The organism is Streptomyces sp. NPDC026092, assembly GCF_040638605.1.
GTDB lineage: Bacteria > Actinomycetota > Actinomycetes > Streptomycetales > Streptomycetaceae > Streptomyces.
This window is the reverse complement of record NZ_JBEZYN010000037.1, coordinates 16,365-41,749: the sequence shown is the minus strand read 5'-3', so window position 1 is coordinate 41,749 and position 25,385 is coordinate 16,365. Positions and strand designations below refer to the sequence as shown.

Below are 25,385 nucleotides of genomic sequence, written 5' to 3'. Positions count from 1 at the left end.
GCGCGTCGAGACCGGGCGCGGCGGCGACCACGGCGCGGAAGGCGGTCGACCGTTCATCTATCAGTCGCAACAGGTCAGGGAACTCAAGATTCTTTTCCACGCCGGGTGTCTATCACCGTGCTCCGGTGATCGGACAGCGATTTTCACAGTCGCCGCCGGTTCCCGTTCGACCAGCACTCCTCAAGTCCGGAACAACCACAGCCACTCAGACTCCATCGGCCGACAGTACCGCCGACCGACCTCCCAGCTCACGGCCACATACGGGAGGAGACTTAGGCGTCCGCGGAGCGCAGTTGTGGCCGCCAATCCGGGGCCGGGTCCTCGGTGAGCAGAGGGCGGAGGGCTCCGAGGACGGCACCGATGCAGACGTCACGCAGTTGGGTGCGGGTGCAGGTCTCGTGGGTGAGCCAGTCGACGCACAGTACCTGGACGAAGACCAGCCAGCTCTTCAGGACGCCGGACACCGCCTCCCGGACGCTGTCGTCCGCGAGCGGGAGCACCGCCAGCAGCCGCGCGCGGAGTGCGTCCAACTCGTTCGTCATGATCGTCTGGATCACCGGGTCGCCCGCCAGGACCCGATTCGCGGCGAGGACGGAATTGCGGTTCGCCACGAAATAGTCGAGATGGACGTCCATTCCCTGGATGAGCTGCTCCACCAGGGACTGGGTGGGGTCGAACCGTGTGCTGGCGAGCAACTGGTCCGCCGCCTGCTGGTACACAGCGGCGAAGAGGGCGTGCTTGCTGCGGAAGTGACGGTAGAGCAGGGCCCGGGAGACACCGGCCTGTTCGGCGACGTCCTCCATCAGCACGTCGGCGTATGGGCGCGCGGCGAAGAGCCGTGCGCCGACGCCGAGCAGTTGGGCGCGGCGGTCGGCAGGCGTGAGTCGCTGGCGTGGAGGCACGAACGAAGTCTAGTTGACAGAGGTCTACTAGCGCGCGCAAGGTAGTGGACGCATGTCAACCAAGCTCCGTCGAGACGCCTCGGAGGAACGATGGCCAGGACTCTGCGCACCCTCACACAACTCATGGGCTGGGCATGCGTCCCGATCGGACTGCTCCATGTGGTGCTCGGCAACGCGGCGCTCCCCGGCGCCACTTCCGCCGGTGCCACGGTCGACAGTTGGGGCCGGTTCATGGGAGCCGCCTTCGTCGGCTACGGACTGGCCTGGTTGTGGGCTGCGCGGCAGCGTCCGATCCCGGCCCAGGCTGTGCGGTGGCTGGCCGGCATCCTCCTCCTGGGCGGAGTGGGTCGAGTGCTCTCGCTCTCCCTGTACGGCTGGCCCCACTGGTTCCAAACAGCGCTGGCGGTGATCGAGCTCTGCCTGCCACCGGTCTTCTTCTGGCTGGCAGACGCAGAGGAGCGGGCTGTGCGTGCCACCGCGAAGGTCGCTTCCGCCGAGGGTTGAGCGCGGCGCCTGACCTGCCCTACCGGTGTGGACACGCGTGATCGTCGGCAAGCGCCGTCCGCTACTCCACCCTCCGCGCCCTGAACGACTGGTACACGCCGTAGGCCATCTGTATGCCACCGATGGCGATCAGCACGAGGCCCACCTTCGTGAGCGTAAAGACGGGAATGTGGACGTCCTCGGTGAACAAGCGCAACGCGACTCCGATGACGGCGCAGAGGGCACCCTCGACGATGTTCTTCGAGGCGGGAGTCACGGTGGCCGATCTCCTTGAGGTCGTTTCGTCCCTGCCGTGCAGGGCTGTTGCTTACGCACCACCCTAGATAGGGCGTGGGGGCGCGACCTCGACCTGCCGGATGAGAGCGCACTACACACTTCGACGGACCGGAAGTCGCGGCCTTCTTCATGTCGCGGCCCCCGCGATCAATCGTGGGGCGGCCCGTTGGCGCGGAGCACTGCCGCCGGCACCCTTGAGCCGGACCGCGGTGGCTGCCGCGGCCGTACGTCGGGTCTGTTGGCAGAAGGAGACGCAGCGATCGACGAACGGGCCCGTACGCAGACAGGGCTCAGGCGACGACGTAGGGTGCTCCGACGATCCAGCCGCCGCGGACCGGCTCCGGCCACTGCTCGTCGGTCAGCCGGACTTCGTCGCCCTGGGTGACGGTGCCGGGAGAGGCCACCCAGCAGTCCAGTGCGAAGGTTCCGTCGTACAGCCGGTGGATGTCGCGCAGGACGTTGTGGTCGCGCTCGCCCGTGTCGGGGTCGACCGTCGTCATGACGCAGCGGGAGCGCAGTTTGAGCACGCCGATGACGGCGTCGCCGATACGCAGCGTACGGCCGGGCCAGTCGCGTTCGGTGAGGCCGGGGACGCCGCCGATGACCAGGTTGGACCGGAGCCGGCGCGGGTCGTGGCCGAGGGTTTCGGCGGCCCCGTCGGTGATGACGGTCAGGTTGAGGACGTCGAACCTCTCCCGGCCGGTGTAGTGGACCGCTTCCGCGTCGGGTCCGGCCGCGCCGCGGATCAGCTCTTCCACCTCCGGGCTGTCCCACTGGTGCCCGTCGACGAGCACGCTGCCGTCGGGTGCCGTGGTCGCCGACAGGCCGAGGAGCCGGGAACGTACCCGGGCGGTCAGCAGACCCCGGGAGTCCCGGACGTGGATGTGCCGGTCACCGGTCAGACCGTTGTCGGTCAGCTCGACACTCTTGAGCTGCTCCCCGCGCATGGACTTGACGGGGAACCGCCAGATTTCTCGAAGGTACACGTGAGTCTCTCTCAGGTCCCGGACCGGAGCTGCCAGGCGGAGCGGCCGACAGCCGCGGACCCGGCCTTCCGCTGGGGGAGTGCGTGGGGTGCGCGCGGTGCGACGCACGCGGTCATTTTCGTGGCGGGCCGGTCCCGGGCCCAGTACATCTCAGGTCACCCATGGACAACTTCCCGCCATGCCGGGGATGAGGTTGTCCCCGCAAACGCGTAGCGCCGAGCCAATCGGGGCAAGGCGCGGGGTGTACCGAATGCTGTGTGACAGGCTGACGGTCATGATTGTCAGGGTGAGTGAGGCACGTGTACGTCCTGAGCGTTTCGAGGCGTTCCGGGACATGATCGTTTCGGCGGTGCGTGAGTTCCCCGGCCGATATCCGGGCCTGGTGGATCATGAGGTGCTGCTCGCGCCCCCCGACTCGCTGTTGTACGTCAGTCGATGGCGCGGCGAGGAGGACCTGGTCAACTATGCCGGTGAGCACTGGCGTGAGCAGCCCGTGGTTCTGCCGGGCGAGGACGAGTATCTCGTCGAACCGCTTCGCGTACGGCACTTCGAGCGCGGGTCTCTGTCCTGACGTCCGCCCGTTCGGGGTGCTGCCGTCGGGCGGCGGAGCGGGGAAGGGGGCGGGGAGTCTCGGGCGCCGAACGTGCCGCACTGTCCGGCAGTGCGGCACGTTCAGTGGTCAACCTCGGGACACCCCGGTACCTGCGTCGACTCGTCGGCCTGGGCGCGGCGCGCACGACCACACCGTGGCGCGGCCTCGTCCGGTGGCGGTCAACGCGGGCTCGGCGACATGGGGCGCGACAGCTGTCGATGCGTCAGGTCATGAGATCATCAGCAGGAGCCGTGTGTGGGGGACGAGCTTCCGGTTGACGCTGGTGCTCTGCACGAAGATCGTGAAGTCGTCGTTGTGGTCCGGCTTGACGCGCACCTCGGTGTCCGGCAGGCCGAGCAGGGCGCGGGCCTGCGGCCCCGTGTAGACCCGGTCCGTCTTCTTCTCCAGCACCGCGATCTGCTTGCGTGCCTGGACCTTCTCCGCCTTGCTGAGCTGGTAGAACGCACCGCCCGTGCGGTACGTGTGTCCGCACTCGACGACCCACTCCCGGATCGCCGCGTCACGCGCCACCGGGATCAGCTGGTACTGCGAGGGGTTCACCGGGGTCAGACCGGCGGCTTCGATGGTGTCCTTGTTGACGGCCTCCGCGCCCGTGGAGAACACCGCGCGCGATCCCCGGATGCCCTGGGCCCGGCCCACCATGAACTTCTCGGTGGCCTCCCGGATGACCTGCCCGGCCTCCTCAAGGCCCTGAGTGCTCGTGGCGTCCCAGATGGCGATGTTCTCCTTGGGGAAGCCGCACTGCATGGCCTCGCGCTTGCCCATCTGGTCCGGGACGAGAACGGCCAGAGTCCAGTTGTCCTCCTGCGTCCCGATCATCTCGGACACGGCCTTCACCAGTTCACGCGGATCCCTGGCGGGGGCGTCCGGGCAGCGGTGGCTCGCGTTCTCCTGACCGTCGGTCAGGACGAACGTGAGGAAGCTGTGGTCGCCGTACAGCTGGGCGGTCTGTGCCAGCTCCCGCTGCGACTTCAGCGCCGCCGCGAGCAGGGCCGTCATGCCGCCGGCCCGGTACATCTGCTTCAGGGACGGCATCCGCAGCACGTCCTTGTCGTAGATGACGCATTCGACCGCGTCCGCGAAGACGTAGACCGTGACTCGGGTCTCCTGCTCCAGCTCCCTGGAGCGCCGTGCGAGATAGGCGATCTGCTGGTCGGCGACTTCGACGACCTTGCGGCTCAGGTGCGACATGGATGAACTGGCATCCAGCACGAGCGCGACGTGATTGATGTAGTTCTGACTTCCCGACATGACTACTCCCCGTCCTGCGACTTGATGCACTTACCGTCTCACCCGCCACTGACAATCGATCCTGGCTCCCGCACCGAAGCCGCCGGCCCTGCGTCGCGGCGACGACAGGAGGCCGCCCACTGAGGTGCCACGACGCTGGGCCCGCCGGCCCGGGAAGCGAGGGCTCGGTCGGCCCCGCAGGAGCTGCCCGCCAGGGACCCCGTCCCGCCCCCTCGGCTACTCATGTCGTCCCCACGAGGTGTCTGCGCCGGATGGAGTATCGGACAGGCAGGTCCCGGAGCCGCGTCTGATGCTGGGTCGGACACCCTGACCGGGTGCATGGCCATCCGGCATCACCGTGAAGGAGCCCCCGTGCCGGCACACCGTGGAGACCGTTCCCGCTCGCACGTACGTCTGCGTCTACTGGCGGCTGCCCTGGCCGCGACCACATTCACCGTCGTGGCCCAGCCCGCGCAGGCCACGGGCACGCCGCCGCCACCCTCGGACAGGGGTCTGCAGAAGAGGCTGAACGAGCTCGTCCGTACCGCAGGAGGCCCGCCCGGAGTGATCGCGCTGATGCGGCAGGGCGACCGGACGGCGGTCTACCGGGCGGGCGTCGCCGACACCGAGACCGGCCGCCCGCCCCGTACCACCGACCACATGCGGATCGCGAGCGTCGCCAAGGCCTTCAGCGGAGCGGTCGCCCTGCGCCTGGTGGACCGCGACAAGCTGGACCTCGACGACACGATCGGCGAGGTACTGCCCTCCCTCCCGGCCGCCTGGCACCAGGTGACGCTGCGCCAGCTGCTCAGCCACACCAGCGGGCTGCCGGACTTCTCGACGGCGCCGGCGTTCCTCGAGATCCTGCAGGAGGACCCCAGGCACCACTTCGACTCCCGCCGGCTGCTCGACTTCGTCGCCGGCGAGGACCTGCTGTTCCCGCCGGGATCGCGGTACGCGTACTCGAACTCCGACAACATCGCTGTCGCGCTGATGGCCGAGGCGGTCACGGGACAGCGTTACGAGAAGCTGCTCGAACAGCTCGTGTACCGGCCCCTCGGCCTGAAGCGGACGAGCCTGCCCCAGGGCTACCGGCTGCCCAGGCCGTACCTGCACGGCTACGACGTGACCCCGCCCGCCCCGCCGGAGGACATCAGCGAGGTCCTCAGCGCGTCGGGCGTCTGGGCCTCCGGCGGCATCGTCTCGACACCGGACGACCTCAACGCCTTCATCCGTGCCTGGGCCGGCGGACCCGGCTTCCTGTCCCGGGAGACCCGCAACCAGCAGCGCACCTTCATCCCCGGCGCCGCGTCGGAGCCCGCCGGCCCCGGCGTCAACGCGGGCGGACTGGCCATCTTCCGCTACAAGACGCGGTGCGGCACGGTCTACGGTCACACCGGCAACTTCCCCGGCTACACCCAGTTCGCGGCCGGCACGGCGGACGGCAGGCGGTCCCTGACCTTCTCGATCAACACCCAGACCAGCAAGAGCCTCAAGCCGGAACTCCTGGCCAAGGTCCGCGCCGTCCAGGAGGACTTCGTCTGCGCCCTGCTGCGACGCTGACGGCCGACGCGGGCGCATCAGGTCGACTCGACGGGCGGTGGGATTCGCCATCACGGTCACTAACCTTGGGAACCTACAGACCCCCAAGGAAGTGCAATCAAGTGACCGGATCATGGGTCAACCTGGCCGAGCGCCTCGGAGCGGACCTGCACCTGGAGCTGGTCGGGGCGGGTTCTCGGCGCGCGGCTCTCGCTCAGGCTCTGCGTGAGGCGATCCAGGAAGGGCGGCTGGCCGCCGGGGCCCGGCTGCCGCCCTACCGGTCGCTCGCGGCGGACCTTGGCATCGCGCGGAACACGGTCGCCGACGCGTACGCGGAACTGGTCGCCGAGGGCTGGCTGACCGCCAGGCAGGGTTCAGGCACTCGGGTCGCCGAGCGCGCCGCACCCGCCAGGCGGGTGCGCGTGCCGAAGGAGCCGCTGTCCGGGGGATTCGCCGTACCCACCCACAATTTGACGCAAGGTCCGCCGGATGCTTCCTCGTTCCCGAGGAACGCGTGGTCGACCGCAACCCGCAGGGCGCTCACCGCCGCGCCGCACGACGCCTTCGGGCCGGGCGATCCTCAGGGCCGTATCGAGCTGCGTACGGCGCTGGCGGACTACCTCGCCCGTGTCCGGGGCGTACGGGCAGGCCCGGAGCGCATCGTGATCTGCTCGGGTTTCTCCGACGCGCTCAGGCTGCTGTTCGGCGGCGGTGTCCTGCGCGGGACGCTCGCTGTGGAGGCGTACGGGCTTGCGTTCCACCGCGCCCTGCTGACGGCCGACGGCGTACGGACGGTGCCGCTCGGGCTGGACGAGCGCGGCACGAGGACGGACGAACTTCACGGGCACCGGGGCGTGCGGTCGGTGCTGCTCACCCCGGCCCACCAGTTTCCGGTCGGCGGGCCACTGGATCCGGGGCGGCGCAACGAGGCGGTGGACTGGGCGCGGGCGCGCGGCGGTGTGGTGATCGAGGACGACTACGACGGCGAGTTCCGCTACGACCGTGAACCGGTCGGCGCGGTCCAGGCGCTGGACCCCGAGCATGTGCTGTACGTCGGGTCGGCCAGCAAGAGTGTGTCGCCCGCGCTGAGACTGGGCTGGATGGTGCTGCCGGAGCACCTTCTCGGTCCGGTCCTGGCGGTGAAGGGGCAACGCGAGCGCTGGACCGGCGTGGTGGACCAGCTCACCTTCGCGGACCTGATCGCCTCCGGTGCTCACGACCGGCACATCCGCAAGATGCGCCAGCGCTACCGCGACCGCCGCAACCGTCTCCTCGCCGCGCTCGCCGTGCACGCGCCGCACATCGAGGTCACGGGGATCGCCGCGGGGTTGCACGCGGTGCTGCGGTTGCCTCCCGGCACCGAGGCGGCCACCGTGGCCGCCGCGACCCGGCTCGGTCTCGCCCTCGACGGCCTCGTCGGCTTCCGGCACCCTGACACCCAGGCCGTGCCGTTCGACGGGCTGGTCGTCGGCTACGCGACCCCGCCCGACCACGCGTACGCCGCCGCCCTCGAGGCTCTCTGCCGGATCCTCCCACCCCCACCCTGAACCCCGCCAAAGGGCTTGCGGATTCAGCGTCGGGCGAGTTCCTGCTGCCAGACGGGGCTTTCGAAGTAGTGGTTGTCGAACTGCTCGGAGCTGTCGCGGATGTCCTGTACCGAGGCCTCGCCGCGATAGACCCTCTCCAGCAGCCGGTAGTAGTCGAACCGGTCCATGCCCGGGGTGAAGACGACGAGCATCTCGGCCTCGCTGTCGGGGGCCGGCGCGAAGGCGTGGGGCACGGTCGGCGGGACGGTCAGGAAGTCGCCCTGGCCAAGGGTCAGGACCTGGTCGTCGAGAAGGATCCGCATGGACCCGCTGAGCACGTAGAACATCTCGGTGGCCCGGGTGTGGAAGTGCGCGGGAGCCCCCGGCGATCCCTTGTGCAGCGTCGCGCGGTTGGCGGTCACCGCGCCGCCGGTGGCGTTCGCGTCGGCCAGCAGCGTGATGAGGCTGGTCGCTCCGTCCTGCAGGGTCTCGGCCTCGTCGGCGCGGACGAGGACGGGCGTCGCGGCGCTGGTGAACGTCATGGTGACTCCTGGGTCTTGAGCGGTTCTGCCGACCGGTGTTCCCGGCGACACCACTAAATCTAGACCCGATAAAGACCCGGAGAAGGGTGCATTGAAGGCGCAGAATCATGGGTCAATTCTGGAGGTGCGGCCCTGGGGCCCCGGACGGACCGAAAGATGTCCGTCCGGGGCCCCAGGGTGTCGACTCACCTCTCAGGGCGCTGCTCTCACTTCTTGGCGCACTCCTTCCAGGCGAGGTGATAGACGGTGTTGATGTCGCCGTCGGTGGAGTCCATGGTCATGTAGCTGGTGGCGGCCGGGTTGGAGGTGCCGGCGTTCACCCGGAGTTCGGTGTTGATGTTGAAGTTCCGCTGCACACCGCAGGGCGCCCACACGAGCTGTGCCCAGTCGGTGGTGTCGGTGGCCTGCCAGTTGTCCTCGTAGGGGCCTCGGAAGGTGTGTGTCCGGGACGCGGTGTTCGGCGATCCCTGGAAGTAGTACGAGGCCTTCTCGGTGCTGCTGGCGCCGGGCTGGAGTGAGGCGTAGCCGCGGTAGTCGGCGCTGGCGATGGCGTAGGTGAATCCCTGGGGTACGTGGACCAGGAGGTTGAGCTGGCAGTTCTGGCGGGCCGCGGTGGGCGAGGAGTTGCCGCCCGCCTGCGCCAGGTACTGGCTGTAGGTGACGGTGAAGGCGGTGTTGTCCTCGGACACGGCGACGGCGGCGGTGCCCAGGGGACAGCCGGAGCCGTTGACCGTCGCGATGTCGATGACGATCCTGTCCGGGGGCGGGTCGGTGATCGACGCGGGGCCTGCCTGCGCGGGCAGGGCGGAGGCGAACAGAGCGGCAACCGCTCCGCTCACCAGCAGCGGAACTCGCATGGTTCTCCCATCCAGTGCTGTGGGTGCCGGGCGAGCGCGGACGCACGGATGCGCCCGGTCGCGAGGCTGGGGGGTGCGGCACGCCACGGGGGCGGGCGGCCGTCACGGACCTGGTGCGGTGGATCCGGGGCGCTGGCGGTACGGGCAGGGGTGGTGCGACCGGCAACAATTGAAGCATCATGTACATGCCAGGCCTGTCCCCTGGGGCGCCCCACCGGTACGGGCGGGGGTGCTCGAATGCTAGAAGCCCGCGTACGAAAGGGCAGGGCAGCCCCCGGCCAACAAACACCCCCAGAACGCCCTCATTTTTGGCGCGGAAAGGTGGGTCGTACCCCTGTAGCCCCAGCCGAACCGTCCGCCTCGCGCGTCACACGGCCGCCCGCGACGCATCAAGCGGGAGCCGCACTCCGCCATCTCCTTCGCTCAGTGCCGGAGCGGTAGTCACGAGATCCGGCCGCGCACGCCGACTTTCCTCCCGTCGGCAAGACCTGCGGAACTCCGGGTTCTCCGCGACCCGGCGTTGCAGCCTCGGCCGCCACCGTGTCTGTTCAGCGGGGTCCGGCTCTGTTGGGCGACGCGCCACGGCGACCAGCCCGCGTGGTGGCCGACTGCCGACCGGGTCAACGCCGAGTCGCCTGCCCGGGAACCGAACCCGTTGGTGGGTCTCGACCGATCGGCTGACGGGGACGCCGCCACCTGTGACCGATGCCCCGAGCGACACGTGACGGATGTCGCGTGCGGTGACCGGTGACCGATCAGGGGCACGTTGGACACCGGTGTTGATCGGCCTGCGGTCGCCGATCCGCCGCGCCATCGATCCCGGTCCCCGCGGACCGGGTCCGCAATCGGCTCGGGCGCGGATCGCGCGGCGGCCATCCTCGAAGTTCGACAAGGACGACTACAAACAGCGACACGCGGTCGAGTGCGGAATCAACCGGCTCAAGAGGCACCGGGCCGTCGCTACGAGGGACGACAAACTCGCCGTCCGCTTCGAAGCGACCGTGCGGGTCGCAGCCATCAACGAATGGCTCTGACTAGTCCGGTCTGCGGCAGAAAACCCCAGAAGAACGCGTTGGGGAGGATCCGCCTCACCTGCCACCCTGGCACGATGTTGCTCAAACTGACCGGTTCCAGCTGCTCGGGCAAGACCACGCTCGCCAACGCCGTGGGCGAACGACTTGAGAAGTTCGTCGTGCACGACTTCGACGAACTCGGCGTGCCGGAAGGCGCCGACCGTCAATGGCGCAACCGCACGACCGAGATGTGGGTGCGTCGTGCGCTGGAGTACCAGGACCGCGGACTTGATCTCTTGCTGACCGGCCAGTCCCCGCTCGGGGAAGTCCTGGCGGTGCCTTCGGCACCACTGCTGGACGGCATCGCGGTATGCCTGGTCGATGTGTCCGACGAGATCCGGCGCCGGCGACTCGTCCACCGCGACCCCGGCCGGTGGGACCCGCCGGCGGTCGACGCCTTTCTCGGATGGGCCGACTGGCACCGCAAGCACGCGCGGGACCCCCGATACCGACCCGACGTCATCATCAACGACAGCTGGTCGGAGATGGCCTGGCAACACTGGACCGAGTGGACGGCCGACGACCGGCGATGGTCCACCCACCTGATCGACACCACGGACCAGCCCATCACCGACTCCGCAGACCAGGTCACGCAATGGGTCACCGAACAACGCGAGGCCCTCCGATCCGGCCGCCTCGCACTGTCACGAGGCTGGCCAGACCAGACATCCTCCGAGGCTGACCTCGCCTCTTGATCCACTTTCGCAACAGGCCCTAAAAAAGGTGTTGCAGAAGGTTGTGTTCGAGCAGGTCGGTGTGGGTTTGCGGCGGGTCTGATCATGCGGCGGGTGCGAGGTTGTGCATGTGGGCGACGGCTTGGACTGCGTGGTGGAGGCCGGTGCCGCGTTGCCTGCAGTCGCGGAGGATCTTGTAGTGCTTCATGCGGGCGAAGGCATGCTCGACGCGGGCCCTCACCCGTCGGTGCTCGGCGTTGTCCTCTTCCTCGCCTGGCAGCAGGTCCCGGCCGGGACTGATCCACAGCCGCTCGACCGCGTCAGCGGGCCGAGAGGCCGGCTCGATCGCGAGCAGCGGCCGCAGCCGCTGGATGACCCGGCAGACCGTCGCGGGCGAGACGCCGAACAGCGGCGCGAGCTGCCGCATGGTGAGGTCGGTGCGGTAGTAGACAGCCACCAGCAGCACCCGGTCCTCCAGCGGCAGGCACCACGGCCGGCCGCCGCCCGGCCCGTTTCCGCCCCGCTCCCGGACCACCTTCACCAGCTTCACGAACCGGTCCATCCGCAGCCCCGTGAACGTCTCCACCCACAACGGCTCAGCCCTCAACACCCCACACATACAAGGAAAATGCCCAGATCACATCCTTCTGTAACACGCTTTAGCGGCAGGGGCCCCACAAGGTGAACAGGCCGCTGACCGTTGTCGCCAGCACGTCCCAGCCCTCGGCGTACGGGAAGCCGTATCGTCTCGGCCTTCCTGAACACGAAGGTCACTTGGACGAGGCGGCGGCCGCGCTGATGCCGCGGCCCCCCAAGCCCGAGCGCTGACCCCCAGTGGCGCCCCGAACACCCGGGGATTCGCCGCTCACCAGCGCCCGGGCCTGCAGTAACTGCCCATGGACGGGGTGGGCGGCTCTGCCTGGTCCGCCTCGTCCGGCTCCGCTCAGGCGGTGGTCGGCGTCGATGAGTACGCGACACGCAAGGGCCGCGTCCACGGCACGGTGCTGGTCGATCGCGAGCCCCGGTGGCTGGTTGACCTGCTGGCTGACCGGGAGGCGTCAAGCCTGGCCGAGCGGGCTGGGGCAATGACCGGGGATCGAGGTGATCTGCCGAAACGTGCCGGGCCCTTGGCGGGCACCACAGCCGGGGCAGGCCGGGCGGTCCAGGTCGCTGACGGGTGACATCTGTGGCACAACCTCAGCGAGGTCGCCGAACGGGCCGCTTCCCGCCACCGCCAGTGATGGCGCGTCCCGTACAGGTTGAGAAGGGATCCGACGAACGCGCACCGCCCGTGGGGGACGAGCCTCGCCCTGGAAGAGCGACCGGTCCGCCCATTGCATCCGCGTCAGCTACGCCAGGGTCCACACCATGCTGGAGGCCGGCTACGGCCGCCATCGGCCACCAACTCCACTGGACGCACCGGACCGTCAAAGGTCACATGGCATTGCCGGTGGACTGCCGTCGACGGCGGCATCGTGCTGCGCACGATCCTGGTTCGACAACCAAGCCCCGGACGCGGAACCGAGATCGAACGCCTGCGAGCCCGGAACCGCGCCCGGCCAGTTCCCGACCGCCAACCAGTCGCGATGCGCCGCTGAGTTGCCGAATCCTCTCGTCGGTCCGCCCTGGGCGCGTTACGATCACGACCATGTGTTCCGTCATCCACAACTGGCAGGCAACCCGTACCCGGTCGGCGCTCTGACCGTGGTGTCGGCCTTCGCCGACACCAGGTCCCACGTCCACCGTTCGCCTCAGGATGACGAGGATCTTCACCATGCGCGCAACCATGCGCCCCACATTCGTATTCGTTCACGGCGGTTCCAGCAACGCTCGGGCCTGGGGCCCGTTGCAGAACGAACTGGCCCTGCTCGGACACCGTTCGCATGCCGTCGACCTGCCCGGTCACGGCGACGCCGCTGACGGACCCGCCGCCTATTACCGCCTGCCGCAGGACATCACCGAGCTGGCCGCCGCCCCCTCGCCGATGCGGGGTGTCACGTTGCAGGACAACGTGCACCACGTGCTGGGAGTCCTGCGGCGCCTGACCGCGACCGGACCCGTCGTGCTGGTCGGCAACAGCCTCGGCGGTCTGACCATCAGCGCCGTCGCCAACGCCGCGCCAGAACTCCTTCACCGCGTTGTCTACCTATCGGCGGTATGCCTCAGCGACCCGGCCGTGCTCACCGAGCCGTGGGACGTGGTCGACGACAACCTGCTCGACGCCCTGGCCGCGCGGATCACCGTGCCCCACGCGGACGGCCAGGATCAGGGCGTGGTTCGGCTGAACTGGCGCAGCGCGCACGCCGACCCGCACCTGTTCGCAGAACTGAAGTACGCGGTCATGGCCGACTCCACCGACCACCAGTTCCGGGTGCTGCTGGACTCCATGGACCCGGACGAGAACTACGCGGTGCTGGAGCCAGGTGCGGTCGTCCGGGCGGACGGATGGGGACGCGTCCCGCACACCTTCGTCCGACTCACCGAGGACAGGAGCATCCCTCCGGCCGTCCAGGACTACATGATCCGCAAAGCTGACGCCCTGACTCCGGACAACCCGTTCGAAGTGTGCGCCCTGGCCACCTCGCACGTCGGCTACTTCAGCCGGCCGCAGGTCTTCGCGGAGCTGTTGGCCAGCCTCGTCTGAGGCGTTCCGGCGACCCCTGGGCCTCCCCGCCGCCGGACTCGGCGACGGGGGTGCCCGGGGGACTGCGTACGAGTGCCGCCCGGACAGGCTGTGCTCGTGCACCAGCTCCAGGAAGTGCGACTTGTTCCCGTAGACCGCTGATGAGGGAGCACTGTCGCGGGACGTCACCTCGGTTCGCGGCCACCACAGAACTGTGAGGGGCCGGGTCCCGGGTGGTGAGTTGGTCAACGCCAGGCGCCCACCGGCTTCGACAGCGAGATCTGCACACGCTGCAACTTGGCCGAGCGCACGACCAACCGGCTCAAGAACTCCATGTCCGTCGCACCCGCTACGACGGTGAGACTGCAGTGCAGTGCCGTCTCGGTGGTCGCCCGACACCGACGCGCCTGGACCGCCGGCCAGGCACTGCTTGGCTGCGCGGTTCTGGAGTACGCCCAGGGCGGCAGCCTGGTGTAGGTCGCGTACGACGGTCCGGTCACGGCAGGTTCGCACGACGGGCCGTCCCAACCCGCCCGCTCGAACCGCCACCGGCTGCTGTGCCTGGCCTGCGCCCCGGGTCCAGGGTGAGACCCCAGCGACGGCTCGGCCGCCGCTGGGACCTCGCCGAGGCGAACTCGACCGGCGTGTACGTCAACGCCTCGCGGACGCGGTGCTTCGGTCGACGTCGGCCCGCGTCGTGCCCATCCTCGGGCCGTCGCCCCAGGGGGCCGACTCGACGGCGAAGATGGTGGAGCCGTAGGAGCCCCAGCCCGCGGGACGTTGCCCCGGGGTCCCACGTCCTCGCATGGCACTGTGCGGGGGGTGGCCCGCCGTCGCACGCTTCTCCCATCCAGTGCTTCAGCGCCGGGCGAGCGCGGGCGTCCGGCCGCGGACCGCTGGGACCAGGCAGGGTCGCTCTGAGCGGGAAGTGCCCGTCAGGGCCGCAAGCCTGCCTGCCTGAGTGCGACCTTGCAGAGGTCGGCGATGACGAGCTGGTCTCCCCGGCGCCAGGCGTCGGCCAGTCCGCCTGGAGGGACCGGGAGCGCGGCCAGGTCGCCAGGCGGGCCGGTGAGAGCACGCAGGGCGAGCAGGTCAACGCCTCCGGGCGCGTCGACGAGTCGTCGGATGGCCGTACTGCACCGGATCCAGCGCAGCCGCGGTGGGAGCCACAGCAGCAGTACGAAGGCCACCGGGACGACGATCAGAACCGTTGTGGTCAAGGTGGCCACCTGGCTGACGGCATGCTGCAGAGATTCACCGGCGTCGGCAATCCCGGTACTGGCGTCAGCGGCGGACTGGAGCGGTTTCGAGAGCAGGCCGCCGACGAGCGGCACGTCCGATGCCGCATCGCCGGCGTTGCCGAGTTCAGTGGCCAAGCTGTCGCCCGAGCTTTCGACCTTCCGCCCCGGCTCAGCCAGAAGCATGATCGCTTCGCGGACCGTGAGGGCGCACCACACCACCGCGGCGATCAGGAGTACGGCGATCAGATCCACGAGCACCTGACGGTTCCGACGAACAGGTGTCTGAGCGTACAGGCGCATCAGCGGCCCCTTCGGTCAAAGGCGTCGAGGACGACCGGTCGCCGGGCGCGGCTCAGCCGAACACGTCGGATTCGACTCTTCCACCTCCTTGCGCGGACAAACCCCGTGACACGACGCGCGGCCGGCCCCGGTGAGTGAGGATCAGGACGCCTGACGTGGTCGGCAGCCCACTCCGCCACGAACCTGAGCAGCGGCCCTACCTCAAGGGCTTCGACGACACCCCGCGCCTGCGGGGATCCCCCTACGTGGTGTCGAACCCGTCCCAGGATGCCTCGATACCCGCGCCGCCTTCGGCTGTGCGGCGGTGGACGCGCCGCTGCTGACAGATGTCCTGGGATATGCCCCACGCCCGCCCGGAAGGTCGCACTCGCCGCCCAAACCTACGCCCGATCCGAGGAATCCATCGCATTCTCACGTCGCCCCCGAAGCGAAGCGTGAGGACCGGGCGCGGCGGATGCGTTCTAGAAGGTTCCGTGAGGGACAAGAGACCAGGCTCGGGCGTCTGCGGGGCGGCCGCGACGCGATGCGCGAGAGTTCCGTCCGGTCATGCGCGCGGGTCCGCTGTCGGTGAAGAACCTGTAAACGCACCCGTGTTGTCGCCTGTGCGTCCGGCGGCACGCTCTTGTGTGCGACTGCGACGCATCGGAATAGTGCGGCGGGTCATCCTCCGTACCCGGACCCCCACTTCGTCCGGGCACGGCCCCCCACAGGAGGTCACTTTGAAGCACCGTCGCATCACCACGCGAAGGACTGCCGTCGCAGGCGGAGCGGCTGCCGCTCTGGTCATCGCGGGAATCACGTTCCAGAGTGCGAACGCCACCGACAGCACCGAGCAGTTCTCCGTCAAGGCGCTGACCGCGCCGGCCGCCGGCACACTGGCTCTCTCGCTCAAGACGGACCTGGGCGCGGCAGAGGCGGGCGCGTACTACGAGACCGGCACCAAGACGCTCGTTGTGAACGTGGTGTCGGAGGACGCCGCACAGACCGTACGGGCGGCGGGTGCCAAGCCGCGGGTGGTCGAGAACACGCTCGCCGAACTGGGCGCCGCACGGAAGGCCCTGACCGAGAACGCGACCATACCGGGCACCTCCTGGGCCACGGACCCGGTCAGTAACAAAGTGATCGTCACGGCCGACCGCACGGTCTCGGGGGCGAAGCTCACCACACTGCAGCAGGTGGTGAGGAACCTCGGTGGCAAGGCCGAGCTCAAGCGCAGTGCGGGCGAGTTCAAGACCTTCGCCTCGGGCGGCGACGCGATCCACTCCGGCGGTGGGCGCTGCTCGCTCGGCTTCAACGTGATGAAGGGCGGCGAGCCGCACTTCATCACTGCCGGGCACTGCGGTGATACCGGCAGCGAGTGGTCGGACTCGGCAGGCGGCGCGGCGATCGGCGCGATGGTCGAATCCCAGTTCCCGGGCAACGACTTCGCGCTGGTGAAGTACAGCGGCGACACCCCGCATCCGAGCGAGGTCAACCTCTACAACGGCAGCGCTCAGGCCATCACCAAGGCGGGCGATGCCACGGTCGGCATGCCGGTGCAGCGCAGCGGTTCGACCACCCAGGTCCACGACGGCGAGGTCACCGGGCTCGACGCGACCGTGAACTACGGCAACGGCGATGTCGTCGAAGGCCTCATCCAGACTTCTGTCTGTGCCGAGCCCGGCGACAGCGGCGGCTCGCTCTTCGCCGGTGACACGGCCATCGGTCTCACGTCGGGAGGCAGCGGCGACTGTTCGTCGGGTGGCGAGACGTTCTTCCAGCCCGTGACCGAGGCGCTCTCGACCTTCGGCGCCGAGATCGGCTGACGGCGGGATCGCCGACCACCGTAGGACCGTCCTCCCTGACCAGGGGGACGGTCCCACGCCACGTCCCAAGGTGACCACGCCGTGCTGCGCACCTGACGCTCCATGCCCCCGACCTCCCGTACGGCGTCACGCGGGTACTCGAGCTGGTTCGTCGGCAGCGCCCAGCCCCGGGTAGCGCCGACGGAGCTCGCGCGGTGAGCCGTACTCGAGCGTCGCGACGGCCTTCTCAGAACGGGCACCGGAGGTGCACTCCAGGTGAGCGAAGGAGTCTGTCATCAGCCCACGCAGGCGTTCCTCGACCGTGTGGCCCACGATCCGGAGACGGCGTCGATCAGGACGTGCTCGCTGCGGCCGTCACGGTTGAGAGTGAGGCGCTGGGCGTACGGGGCGGTGAACTGGGTGATGAAGGCGGATGCCCAGTCGTCCAGAACGTCGGCGCCGATGGCGGTCTGCGGGAGGGCGGCGGGAGATGAGGGCGGCCCGGTCGGGCGCGGGTCGCGGTCGGGCCGGCCCCCTTCCCGGCGGTCCGGGCCGATCAGCGCAGCCGACCGGTGCCCGCGCAGTGGTCGACCAGACCCGGCACGGCCCGTGGCCTGTCGACGCGGCCGCGGAGCACCGGAGGCCAGCTGGCGTCCCCGAGCAGCACCTCGTAGGGAACTCCGCGTTGTGGACGGCGAGGAGGTCGACGGACCTGCCGTTGGCGTCGTTGTCATAGGTGGTGACCGGGGCGTCCTTCCACTTCTTCAGGATCTTCCCGACGCCGACGCCGACGCCGACGCCGACGCCGACGCCGACGCCGACGCCGACGCCGACGCCGACGCCGACGCCGACGCCGACGCCGACGCCCGCCGGCGCGTAGTCGGTCGGCTCGGCAGCTTCTTCGGGCTGCGAGGAAGCCCGCGCGGAGCGTCCGGCCGGCCACCTGCTGTCCGTCGAGGTCGGCTACGGGATGTTCACCCACCGCGACGAGGGCTTCGAGGCGGGAGTTGGCCGCCGGGGTGACGGGCGTCAGGCAGACCATGCCGAACGTGCGGCCCACGGCGGAGTGACGGCCGCCGTACTCTACTGACGCTTCGTCTCGAAGCACGTTTCAGGAAGAGGATGTGTATATGGACGCCCAGTTGAGATGGGCCGCGATAGCGGAACTTGCCACCCCGTGCCCCAAGCCTCCGGAGGGGGAGCTTCAATGCCCCTGCAACAGCCACTGGAGAGGAGGCATGGAGGCATGGCCCTGCCGCCTCACTCAGATCGCCCACTTCATCAGGGAGCACAGCCAGCACCCCGACGCCACCAGGGAAACCGCAGCCGACCTACTCGCCGCCATGGCGACGGGACCGGACGGAGAGCGGCTCCCTCCCTGTCGGCACCCTGGGCCGGACAGCTGGACCATGCTCCCGCAGGGCGGCTTCTTCTGCTCACTGCCGCGCCGCCACTCGGGGAAGCACTGGGAGTCGGGTGCGCCGCGGCCCTGGAGCAATAACGACGATTAGGTGTTAGTCAGCGCGGGCGGCCAGCCAATTGGCGAGGTCGCCCGCAATCCGGTCGATGGTGGTCTCGACGCTCACCTCGTGTTCACGGCGGCTGGTGTCCCGTCGGACGACCTCGTAGCCGCCCGCCTCCAGCATGGCGACGGAGGCAAACAAGGAGGGACCGTGCATCGGCCGTGCCTGCAACATCGTCAGAAAACGGCCCGACACCCCCTGTCGCTGCCAGCCCGGAACAGGCCGCACGCGGTCTGCCAGGGCCCGTACTTCCTCGAACGGGAGCTGGCGTCCCAGCACACCGACGTGAGCGAGAGCGAGGGCCTGGACCTCCTCACGCTGAACGGTGACGGCACCTTCTCGATCCGCCTGGAGATCGACGCGCGGGACCGCTACGAGGCCGAACTGGACGCCACCCGTCTGGTCGCGGCCGCCTTGAAGGACGCCGGAATCGCGGAAGCGGACGCGCCCCTCGGTCCGCCGGCCGTCACGGGTATCGACAGCGACCTCTGACCTGCCCGAGTCGGGGCGGAGCGGCCGGCAGGGGGCAACGGGCGTGGCTGGCTTGACCGGCCGGGCCGCCGCCTGCAAAGTCGGAATGCGGTCCCACACGACGCGGTAACCCACTGGTCGGCCCCCTGTCCCCACGTTGCGGACACCCTCGAGACCAAGGAGCGGCTGGCCCGATGGTCCTCGACCTGCTTGTGATCGGTACGGCGATCACCCTGGGGCCCCTGCACAACAGCGCCTTCATCCTGCTGCTCGCCTCACGGCGCGGCGTCCGTCAGGGGCTGGCGTTCCTGCTGTCCTGGCTGGCCAACCTGATCGCGGTGATCGCCGTCGTGGTCCTGCTGACCGGCGGTCAGCCCCCGGCCCGTCAGAGCGCGCCCTCGACCGCCGGGATCGCCGTGAAGCTCGCCATCGGCCTGGCTCTGGTGCTGTACGGCGGCTACCGGCACCGCCGGCCGCCCCGCCCGCACGGCCCGCCACGGTGGACCGCCCGGATCGACAGCGCGTCGGCATTCACAGCAGCCGCTCTGGCCTGGCTCCTGCAGCCGTGGGGCCTGGTGGCCGCGGGTGCCGCGACCGCACTCGACGCGGACCTCTCCACCCCCAACGACTGGCTCGCGCTGACTGGCTACTGCCTGCTGGCCACGCTCAGCCTCATCGTCATGGAGATGTACGTGGTGTGGTCGCCCACGGTCGCGAACGCCCGCCTGAACGCGCTGAGGAGCTGGCTGGAGCACCACCAGGAACAGCTGGTGGTCACGCTCGCCCTGTTGGTCGGCCTGTGGCTGTCGGCCCGGAGCATCTACGAGCTGGTCGCCTGACACGGGCGGGGCACGGCCGCACTCGGCGGTCACGCCACCGCCGAACGGGCGCCGGGTCGGCAGCAAGTCCGATCCCGTCCATGCCTACGCAGCCGCCCGCGCCGCGCTGTTTCGGAATTGTCGGGCCGCTGGGGCGACTTCGGGGAGTGTAACGCCCGGGGAATGAAAGGCGGGGAAGCCCTCATCCTGGAGTTGAACCGGATCGTCTACTCGCCGGGTTCACCTCGCCCGTCATGTCCCGCCGTGGGCTCTCCGCCCGGCTTCGCAGCCTCGACAGTGCAGCCGGCCGCGAAGCCCTGAAGGACGAGAGCGTCACCCGCAGACGATCAAGTGGTGGATGCGCGGGAAGTCCAAACTCTCGAAAGCGAACCTGGAACGAGTCAACAGCGCCGAGGGGGAACGCCGCCGGGCGAACCTGAACCGCTTCGGCGGCTCAAGCGCCACCTCGACAACGACGGCCAAGGGCGCCGGATGGAGATCTGCCCCCGTTGACCAGACGCAGGCGGACGAGCTGATGGTCTGCAGGGGAGCGGCAGTAGAGGGTCGCTCACATCTCAGGACGGACGAAGGGGGCGAGTTCTTCGAGAGCGGGCGACTGATCAGATCCTCACCGAACAGACACGCCTGATCTGGGCTGCATGGCGAGCCGTGACCCGGCCGGCTGTGATCGAGGCGCCCGACGGTCGCGGCACTTCGGGACTGAGAATCGGGCCCGCGGCCCATGACGAGGTGGTGCGCCGCCAGATGCCGCTGGCGAGACCATGTATCCAGCGATTTCGGCTGGTGAACTGAGGGGGAGGGCCGGCGGCCTTGGCCGCCGGGCCTGTTGATCAGCGACGTTCGCGCCGAGTCCTTTATGGGGTCCTCCTCAGGGGCTGATGCCGGAGCCGGTGGGCATGGCAGGCCGGAGGGGGCAGGGGGCGAATCCGTCGGCGGCGCCTCGGCCGTGGCCCGTCTGGTCGGGGATGGCTGCGGGGGTCGCCGGCCCGGGTAACGGGCGAGAGGCCGGCGGAGTCCTCAACAGACTCCAGCAGCGTGTCGGCGGCGTCGACGATCAGTGGATCCGGCCCGCTCGTACTCCCTGCGGCACATCCTGCGCTCGGATCGGAGCCCTGGCCGAACCCAGTACGACCGGCCGCGGTGACACCCGGCCGTACCGGCTCTCGGACGGCGGTGTTCACCTTGTCGCGGGTCGGTGGGCCTCCAGATCGTCGAGGTCGTACGTCGTGGAGCCGAGGGTGAGGGTGGTGCCTTCGGTGGTCGCTGTCGGCACCGCGCCCCTGCCGACGGCCAGCACGATGCGGAAGTTGGCGTCGGTGCCGGTACGGGTGACGCGGAACGCGCCCTTGTCGACGGAGAGTTCGGCGCCGACCGGGTTCACGACCCAACCCTTGAGCCACGACTCGCCTTTGCGGAACAGAAAGGTCGCCGCTCCCTTCTCGGTCTCACCGAAGGTGATCTCGACACCGGGTTCCGGCGCCAGTTGCCAGTCGTAGCGGTGGGGGAGTGTGTCGGAGAAGGAATCGTGGACGGCGATGACGGAGTCCGCGCGACCTGCGGGCCGCAGGTCGACCGCGATGTCCCGACGCGCCTTGGTCAGCTGGTAGTTGAGGTGCCCGTCGAGGGAGACGAACCCCCCTCCCTGCCCGCCGTACGCGCGTGACGCCAGGGTCCGGCCCTGCCCCAGGGAGTCGTCGGTGCCGACGCTGCGCCGCTCGGGGCGGCCGTCCACGAGCGGCTTCGAGAACAGCTCCCTGCGGGTCTGCTCCTTGGCGGTCGAACGGGCCCATGTGGCGTCGTGCGCGATCAGGGAGAGGCCGAAGGTCTCGTAGCCGTTCCAGCCGAGGTGGGTGTCGTTGCGGTTGGTGAGGCCGACGAGGACGTCGTCCGCGTCCTGGTAGCGGCTGCGGAACTGGTACGCGCCACCGTGGTTGTCGAGCAGAGCGCCGCGCACCGCGGCGGGGCCGTGGTCGGGGTCACGCGGGGTGACACCCGTCGGCCAGTAGAGGATCACGCCGAGGTGGCGGGCGCTGGCGCTCAGCGGGTTGCTGCCCCGGGCGCCGACGGTGCGCTCGTAGTGCCACAGCCACGCGGAGCGCTGCTCCCTGGGCACGGTTTCGAAGAAGTACGGGGCGACGGTGATGCCGCCCTGCCCGGTGCCGACGCCCCATTGCAGCCGGTCCGTCTTCTCGCGCAGCGAGAGGCTGTGCATGAGCAGGTTGGCGAACTGGGGGCGGCGCCAGGGCTCCTTCAGCGCGCCGATGCCCGCGTCGAGCGAGGCCTGGATGCCGGGGGCGGCGCTCACCCGGCACGTCCGCTCCTTCGCGACCATGCTCACCGAACGCCAGGGCGAGCGCCTGCCGGACTGGCTCGATGCCGTCCGGCGGGACGACCTGCCGAGCCTTCACACCCTCTCCGCCGGCATCGACCGCGACCTCAACGCCGTCACCGCCGGCCTGACACTGTCCTGGAGCTCGGGCACTGTCGAGGGCCATGTCAACCGGATCAAGATGCTCAAGCGTCAGATGCTCGGCCGTGCTGGGTTCGCACTTCTACGCAAACGAGTGCTGCTCGCCTGATGTCGCCCATCAAGGCATCCAGATCAGATCGCGGGGCTACGCAGCACGTCAGTGGGCTCCCAACCGCTCTTCCAGAAGGCTTCAAGCCCGTGCTCGTTGATGAACTGCCGCTCCACCTCGTAGATGGGGTACATCCCCTGGATGTTGATCACGTCGTGACCCTCGTGTCCTGGAACGCCAACGTCGATGCCCAGGTAGTCGGCTCTGTCGAGGACCAGCGGCGCGAACACGCAGAATGCCGTCATCTCCGACTCGGGCACCATTCGCTCACCGAAGTTGATGGTGCTGCCATAGCTGAATGGGCAGGTGCCACGGAGCTGCTCTGCAAGGAAGCCCACCGCGTGGGCCCAGATCACGTTGGTCGAGTTCACGCTGAGGCAGAGTTCCGGCGAGCCGTGCTGCCATTCCGGATGTTCTGCCAGCGACAAGCCGTAGGTGAGCGTGGTGAGAAGCCCGTCCGGCAGGTCGTCGTAAACGATCTCCGTCACGCCCCGCAGCCCCTGTTTGGTCGACTCAACAGGGAAGAAACGGGGCTCCCTTCCTCCGGAAAGTCGATCAAGGTGGGCGAGGTACTTCTCAACGCGACTGGCCATGTGTCCAGCCTGCACGATCGCTCTCCGGTGCACGCCACCGGGGCCGTCACCAGTAACGCTCCGCAACGGGTCCACAGAAGTTGAGCCAGAACCCTCCGAAGTGAACGAAGCCAAGTGCAGGCGAGAGGTGGTCGATGATGCGGCCGGCCGCTGATTTTGAGACACCGAACAGAGGGGCGAGCTGCCGCAGCGTCAGGTTGGTGCGCCAGTACTAGTGACCGGCAGGACCCGATCCTCGAACAACAGGCTCCACGGTCGCCCTCTGCGGACCGTGTCCGCGCCTTCACGCCGCAGTGCGGTCAGCAGTTTGCCGAAGCAGCGCGGACTCAGCCCAGGGAACGGGGCTATCCAAGACGGCTCTGACGCCGTGATCACACCAGCCACACCAAGATCGTCTCCTGTGGCGGAGCAGCTCTTACGACGTCCCACCGAATCCAATGGCGCGACGCAGCTTCGCCGTCAAGAATCGGTGGATGCATGAAATAGAGCTGTCCGACGGGGTCATCACTCTGTCGCCGTTGCGCCTGGACGATGTGGAGGCACATCTCACGGGGGAAGACGAGCTTCTGGTTCGCTGGCTCAACGGAGGTCCCGGCACGCGCGAGGGCGTTGAAGCGTACTTCCAGCACTGTCGGGAACAGTGGGACACTGCCGGTCCGCTCCGCGCCTTCGGTATCCGGGCAGGCGCCGCCAGGGTGCTCGCGGGGACGACCGACCTGCGGTTCACAGGAGAGGGCTTGGCTCCCGGCCAGGTGAACGTTGCCTACGGCCTCTATCCGTCCTGGAGAGGCCGTGGCTTGGCCACCCGCGCAGTCCTCCTGGCATCCCGGTACGCGGCCGCTGGGGGCGCGCAGGAGGCGGTCATCCAGGTCGATCCCGAGAATCCCGCATCCGCCGAAGTCGCGCGACGCGCAGGATTCACTCCCCGCAAGCAACCGCACAGCAACGACGTCACACGATTCGACTGGTACATCCGGGACCTACGCAAGGACCATCCTGGCTGCCTCTGTTGAACAAGTGGCGCTGCGGCGGGTTCAGAGATTCCTTCGCATGAGAACGCACATCGTCTCGTGGCGACGGATCGACCCGTCGGGCCCTTCTTCGTCCCAGACGTCCGGCTCACGGCCGTATGCGACATAGCCCAGGCGCTCATACAGGGCGCGCGCCCGCGGATTGTCCTCCTCTACAGCGAGTGCGACCCTGCGCAGCCCGCGGTCCCGGATCCGTTGTTCGGCCGCTCGGACGAGCAGCGTTCCCAAGCCGCAGGACTGTAGTGCCGGCAGCACGGCGAGCTGCCGCAGGGCCCCGGCTCCCTCGGAGACTTGGTAGTCGATGCCGCCGATCGCCACCGGCAGATCCGCAGGAGTGCATACAGCGAGATAGTCCACCTCACCCGTCGCAGCGCGCACCAGTTCCCGTTCCACGTGGCGCAGGTGGGTGTCCGAGCCCGACCAAGTGCACGCCGGCAGATCCTGTGGCAGTAGATCACGCACGCTGACAGGCAAGGTGACGGCGGCCTCAGTGGAGTCGTCTTCAGTCTTCACGCACGGAAGCATGCGATGGCAGCGACGGCACGACAACGGATTTCCTCGGCTGGTTCGGGTAGGTCGAAGGCCGCGACCGTGCCCCGACGCCGTGTGCTGACGCTTCTCGTGAGCACAGCCAGAGGACCAGCAGTTACGGGACACCCTTGAGGCAGCTGTCCAAGAAGGTGGCCGACTTCGTCCGATCGCTGGACTGATCAACGGCGTGGGGGCGCTGGAGACCTGTGGATGGTTCACGCATGACGCGCCCTTCGCTCCCCAACCCACTCGCTCCGGTCGGGTACCCCCGTGACGGGCGGCCGATCTACCCGATCCTCGGAGCCTCGCCCGAGCATGATCCGAACAAGCCCGATGACGGCACCGCAACCGGCGCGGTCACCTAGGGCCTGTCGCGGCTGCTGGCCCGTGAGAAGACCCAGGGCGGCCGGGCGGCGGTGAAGAAGCTCCTCGACGGCCTCGGTTTCAGCGACCCGAGAAGCTGACGGAGTTCGTCACGGCGACGCGGGATGCCGAGCGGGCCGCGCTCACCGAGGTCGAGCCCCGCGAGAAGGCCGCCGAGGACAAGCTGCGCGAGGCCGAAGCCCGCGAGGCCCAGGGCCGTCACCCGGAGGCGGGCCGCGATCCGGCGCGCCGCCCTCCGTCGTCCGCATCACCGCCTGGCCGGGCACCCTGGCCCCCACCTCAACGACGAAACGGACAAGAAATCACGTTCCACACTCTGAGTACCCGTCAGAAGATGGCGGAGTTGTTGAACAGGTGGCTGAGCTCCGGCGGTGCTTGAATGACGTTCCGTATGGGGCTGTTCCGCGATTGCACTCGTCGACTTGAACCACCATGCATGACAGGTCCCGTTCAGCCACCCTCCTCGCAAGACATGGCCTCGCACCGGGTGCGGGCCCTCCGCGCTCGCCGACCCGACCCCGGTACCCGCCACCACCGGCCCGTCCCGACTTCGGCGACCTCGCCGTCACCCCCATCCAGCACTGACCCACTGATCTGCAAAGAGAACGACTCGATCGGCCTCGACGTCGAACCCGAGCACTGGGTGGCCGCGGTCGCCGCCCGGGTCCATCAGCACGGGCTTGCCGAGCCGCTGTCCGAGGCCGACTTGCGGGCGATCAGGGCTGCCGCTTCCGGCCGTACGGGGATCTTGGCCCTGGCCG

Annotated in this window: 24 protein-coding genes and 2 pseudogenes; 13 read left to right on the top strand and 13 right to left on the bottom strand. The window is 69.0% G+C overall.

Going from position 1 to position 25,385, the window contains the following annotated elements:
- Positions 1 to 272: 272 nt before the first annotated feature.
- Positions 273 to 902, bottom strand: coding sequence for a helix-turn-helix domain-containing protein (locus AB0F56_RS35305; protein ID WP_362017323.1), 630 nt, complete (start codon positions 900 to 902; stop codon positions 273 to 275).
- Positions 903 to 992: 90 nt separating this feature from the next.
- On the opposite strand from AB0F56_RS35305, the gene AB0F56_RS35300 reads away from it, so the two are divergent.
- Positions 993 to 1,406 carry a DUF4345 domain-containing protein gene (locus AB0F56_RS35300; protein ID WP_362017321.1) on the top strand — a complete coding sequence of 138 codons (414 nt, stop codon included), beginning with the start codon at positions 993 to 995 and terminating at the stop codon, positions 1,404 to 1,406.
- 61 nt (positions 1,407 to 1,467) lie between these two features.
- Here the strand turns inward: AB0F56_RS35300 and AB0F56_RS35295 are convergent, their stop codons facing one another.
- Positions 1,468 to 1,662 carry a DUF5708 family protein gene (locus AB0F56_RS35295; protein ID WP_362017319.1) on the bottom strand — a complete coding sequence of 65 codons (195 nt, stop codon included), beginning with the start codon at positions 1,660 to 1,662 and terminating at the stop codon, positions 1,468 to 1,470.
- Between the two features lie 310 nt (positions 1,663 to 1,972).
- Positions 1,973 to 2,668, bottom strand: a complete 696-nt coding sequence (locus AB0F56_RS35290) for an MOSC N-terminal beta barrel domain-containing protein (RefSeq protein ID WP_362017318.1) — start codon at positions 2,666 to 2,668, stop codon at positions 1,973 to 1,975.
- Between the two features lie 274 nt (positions 2,669 to 2,942).
- Here AB0F56_RS35290 and AB0F56_RS35285 point away from each other — a divergent pair, with 274 nt between their 5' ends.
- Positions 2,943 to 3,239, top strand: coding sequence for an antibiotic biosynthesis monooxygenase (locus AB0F56_RS35285; RefSeq protein ID WP_362017316.1), 297 nt, complete (start codon positions 2,943 to 2,945; stop codon positions 3,237 to 3,239).
- A gap of 249 nt (positions 3,240 to 3,488) precedes the next feature.
- Here the strand turns inward: AB0F56_RS35285 and AB0F56_RS35280 are convergent, their stop codons facing one another.
- Entirely contained in the window at positions 3,489 to 4,532 is a 1,044-nt protein-coding gene (locus AB0F56_RS35280) for a vWA domain-containing protein (RefSeq protein ID WP_362017314.1), read from the bottom strand.
- A gap of 318 nt (positions 4,533 to 4,850) precedes the next feature.
- On the opposite strand from AB0F56_RS35280, the gene AB0F56_RS35275 reads away from it, so the two are divergent.
- A complete protein-coding gene (locus AB0F56_RS35275) occupies positions 4,851 to 6,074 on the top strand; it encodes a serine hydrolase domain-containing protein (protein ID WP_362017312.1) in 1,224 nt (407 codons plus the stop codon).
- A gap of 101 nt (positions 6,075 to 6,175) precedes the next feature.
- Positions 6,176 to 7,600, top strand: coding sequence for a PLP-dependent aminotransferase family protein (locus AB0F56_RS35270; protein ID WP_362017310.1), 1,425 nt, complete (start codon positions 6,176 to 6,178; stop codon positions 7,598 to 7,600).
- 23 nt (positions 7,601 to 7,623) lie between these two features.
- On the opposite strand, the gene AB0F56_RS35265 is transcribed toward AB0F56_RS35270, so the two are convergent.
- Together AB0F56_RS35265 and AB0F56_RS35260 are read right to left on the bottom strand one after the other, a co-directional pair.
- The gene (locus AB0F56_RS35265) at positions 7,624 to 8,121 is read right to left on the bottom strand and encodes a cupin domain-containing protein (protein ID WP_362017309.1); all 498 of its coding nucleotides are present in this window, start codon (positions 8,119 to 8,121) and stop codon (positions 7,624 to 7,626) included.
- Between the two features lie 206 nt (positions 8,122 to 8,327).
- Positions 8,328 to 8,978: a DUF4360 domain-containing protein gene (locus AB0F56_RS35260; protein ID WP_362017307.1), complete on the bottom strand. Its 651-nt coding sequence runs from the start codon at positions 8,976 to 8,978 to the stop codon at positions 8,328 to 8,330.
- 776 nt (positions 8,979 to 9,754) lie between these two features.
- Here AB0F56_RS35260 and AB0F56_RS35255 point away from each other — a divergent pair.
- Together AB0F56_RS35255 and AB0F56_RS35250 are read left to right on the top strand one after the other, a co-directional pair.
- On the top strand, positions 9,755 to 10,012 hold the full coding sequence (locus tag AB0F56_RS35255; RefSeq protein ID WP_362017305.1) for a hypothetical protein: 258 nt from the start codon (positions 9,755 to 9,757) through the stop codon (positions 10,010 to 10,012).
- A 74-nt stretch (positions 10,013 to 10,086) separates the two neighbouring features.
- Positions 10,087 to 10,746, top strand: a complete 660-nt coding sequence (locus AB0F56_RS35250; protein ID WP_362017303.1) for a hypothetical protein — start codon at positions 10,087 to 10,089, stop codon at positions 10,744 to 10,746.
- 82 nt (positions 10,747 to 10,828) lie between these two features.
- Here the strand turns inward: AB0F56_RS35250 and AB0F56_RS35245 are convergent, their stop codons facing one another.
- Positions 10,829 to 11,344, bottom strand: coding sequence for a transposase family protein (locus AB0F56_RS35245; protein WP_362017301.1), 516 nt, complete (start codon positions 11,342 to 11,344; stop codon positions 10,829 to 10,831).
- Positions 11,345 to 12,499: 1,155 nt separating this feature from the next.
- Here AB0F56_RS35245 and AB0F56_RS35240 point away from each other — a divergent pair.
- Complete coding sequence (locus AB0F56_RS35240) at positions 12,500 to 13,369, top strand: alpha/beta hydrolase (RefSeq protein ID WP_362017299.1); 870 nt, start codon at positions 12,500 to 12,502, stop codon at positions 13,367 to 13,369.
- A gap of 914 nt (positions 13,370 to 14,283) precedes the next feature.
- Here the strand turns inward: AB0F56_RS35240 and AB0F56_RS35235 are convergent.
- Positions 14,284 to 14,889: a hypothetical protein gene (locus AB0F56_RS35235; protein WP_362017297.1), complete on the bottom strand. Its 606-nt coding sequence runs from the start codon at positions 14,887 to 14,889 to the stop codon at positions 14,284 to 14,286.
- A 719-nt stretch (positions 14,890 to 15,608) separates the two neighbouring features.
- On the opposite strand from AB0F56_RS35235, the gene AB0F56_RS35230 reads away from it, so the two are divergent.
- Positions 15,609 to 16,694: a S1 family peptidase gene (locus tag AB0F56_RS35230; protein ID WP_362017295.1), complete on the top strand. Its 1,086-nt coding sequence runs from the start codon at positions 15,609 to 15,611 to the stop codon at positions 16,692 to 16,694.
- Between the two features lie 666 nt (positions 16,695 to 17,360).
- Positions 17,361 to 17,696 carry a hypothetical protein gene (locus tag AB0F56_RS35225; RefSeq protein WP_362017293.1) on the top strand — a complete coding sequence of 112 codons (336 nt, stop codon included), beginning with the start codon at positions 17,361 to 17,363 and terminating at the stop codon, positions 17,694 to 17,696.
- A 491-nt stretch (positions 17,697 to 18,187) separates the two neighbouring features.
- Here the strand turns inward: AB0F56_RS35225 and AB0F56_RS35220 are convergent, their stop codons facing one another.
- Positions 18,188 to 18,337 carry a hypothetical protein gene (locus tag AB0F56_RS35220; RefSeq protein WP_362017325.1) on the bottom strand — a complete coding sequence of 50 codons (150 nt, stop codon included), beginning with the start codon at positions 18,335 to 18,337 and terminating at the stop codon, positions 18,188 to 18,190.
- 144 nt (positions 18,338 to 18,481) lie between these two features.
- Between AB0F56_RS35220 and AB0F56_RS35215 the strand changes: the two genes are divergently transcribed.
- Together AB0F56_RS35215 and AB0F56_RS35210 are read left to right on the top strand one after the other, a co-directional pair.
- Positions 18,482 to 18,688: a hypothetical protein gene (locus AB0F56_RS35215; protein WP_362017291.1), complete on the top strand. Its 207-nt coding sequence runs from the start codon at positions 18,482 to 18,484 to the stop codon at positions 18,686 to 18,688.
- Positions 18,689 to 18,861: 173 nt separating this feature from the next.
- Positions 18,862 to 19,506: a GAP family protein gene (locus AB0F56_RS35210; protein WP_362017290.1), complete on the top strand. Its 645-nt coding sequence runs from the start codon at positions 18,862 to 18,864 to the stop codon at positions 19,504 to 19,506.
- 1,177 nt (positions 19,507 to 20,683) lie between these two features.
- Here AB0F56_RS35210 and AB0F56_RS35205 read toward each other — a convergent pair.
- On the bottom strand, positions 20,684 to 21,811 hold the full coding sequence (locus AB0F56_RS35205; protein ID WP_362017288.1) for a hypothetical protein: 1,128 nt from the start codon (positions 21,809 to 21,811) through the stop codon (positions 20,684 to 20,686).
- A 4-nt stretch (positions 21,812 to 21,815) separates the two neighbouring features.
- Between AB0F56_RS35205 and AB0F56_RS35200 the strand changes: the two are divergent.
- Positions 21,816 to 22,085: pseudogene (locus AB0F56_RS35200) on the top strand (transposase); the annotation flags it as partial.
- 23 nt (positions 22,086 to 22,108) lie between these two features.
- Here the strand turns inward: AB0F56_RS35200 and AB0F56_RS35195 are convergent.
- Together AB0F56_RS35195 and AB0F56_RS35190 are read right to left on the bottom strand one after the other, a co-directional pair.
- Positions 22,109 to 22,678, bottom strand: a complete 570-nt coding sequence (locus AB0F56_RS35195; protein WP_362017286.1) for a suppressor of fused domain protein — start codon at positions 22,676 to 22,678, stop codon at positions 22,109 to 22,111.
- A 112-nt stretch (positions 22,679 to 22,790) separates the two neighbouring features.
- A pseudogene (locus AB0F56_RS35190) lies at positions 22,791 to 23,062 on the bottom strand (transposase family protein); the annotation flags it as partial.
- A gap of 89 nt (positions 23,063 to 23,151) precedes the next feature.
- Here AB0F56_RS35190 and AB0F56_RS35185 point away from each other — a divergent pair.
- Entirely contained in the window at positions 23,152 to 23,691 is a 540-nt protein-coding gene (locus tag AB0F56_RS35185) for a GNAT family N-acetyltransferase (RefSeq protein WP_362017284.1), read from the top strand.
- 21 nt (positions 23,692 to 23,712) lie between these two features.
- On the opposite strand, the gene AB0F56_RS35180 is transcribed toward AB0F56_RS35185, so the two are convergent.
- Complete coding sequence (locus AB0F56_RS35180) at positions 23,713 to 24,234, bottom strand: GNAT family N-acetyltransferase (RefSeq protein ID WP_362017282.1); 522 nt, start codon at positions 24,232 to 24,234, stop codon at positions 23,713 to 23,715.
- Between the last annotated feature and the right edge of the window lie 1,151 nt (positions 24,235 to 25,385).

Bases quoted from the DNA above. Each gene is read 5' to 3' on its own strand.
- AB0F56_RS35300 (WP_362017321.1), top strand. From the start codon at position 993: ATGGCCAGGACTCTGCGCACCCTCACACAACTCATGGGCTGGGCATGC.
- AB0F56_RS35285 (WP_362017316.1), top strand. From the start codon at position 2,943: ATGATTGTCAGGGTGAGTGAGGCACGTGTACGTCCTGAGCGTTTCGAG.
- AB0F56_RS35280 (WP_362017314.1), bottom strand. From the start codon at position 4,532: ATGTCGGGAAGTCAGAACTACATCAATCACGTCGCGCTCGTGCTGGAT.
- AB0F56_RS35275 (WP_362017312.1), top strand. From the start codon at position 4,851: ATGGCCATCCGGCATCACCGTGAAGGAGCCCCCGTGCCGGCACACCGT.
- AB0F56_RS35265 (WP_362017309.1), bottom strand. From the start codon at position 8,121: ATGACGTTCACCAGCGCCGCGACGCCCGTCCTCGTCCGCGCCGACGAG.
- AB0F56_RS35260 (WP_362017307.1), bottom strand. From the start codon at position 8,978: ATGCGAGTTCCGCTGCTGGTGAGCGGAGCGGTTGCCGCTCTGTTCGCC.
- AB0F56_RS35250 (WP_362017303.1), top strand. From the start codon at position 10,087: ATGTTGCTCAAACTGACCGGTTCCAGCTGCTCGGGCAAGACCACGCTC.
- AB0F56_RS35245 (WP_362017301.1), bottom strand. From the start codon at position 11,344: ATGTGTGGGGTGTTGAGGGCTGAGCCGTTGTGGGTGGAGACGTTCACG.
- AB0F56_RS35240 (WP_362017299.1), top strand. From the start codon at position 12,500: ATGCGCGCAACCATGCGCCCCACATTCGTATTCGTTCACGGCGGTTCC.
- AB0F56_RS35235 (WP_362017297.1), bottom strand. From the start codon at position 14,889: ATGCGCCTGTACGCTCAGACACCTGTTCGTCGGAACCGTCAGGTGCTC.
- AB0F56_RS35210 (WP_362017290.1), top strand. From the start codon at position 18,862: ATGGTCCTCGACCTGCTTGTGATCGGTACGGCGATCACCCTGGGGCCC.
- AB0F56_RS35195 (WP_362017286.1), bottom strand. From the start codon at position 22,678: ATGGCCAGTCGCGTTGAGAAGTACCTCGCCCACCTTGATCGACTTTCC.
- AB0F56_RS35185 (WP_362017284.1), top strand. From the start codon at position 23,152: ATGCATGAAATAGAGCTGTCCGACGGGGTCATCACTCTGTCGCCGTTG.
- AB0F56_RS35180 (WP_362017282.1), bottom strand. From the start codon at position 24,234: ATGCTTCCGTGCGTGAAGACTGAAGACGACTCCACTGAGGCCGCCGTC.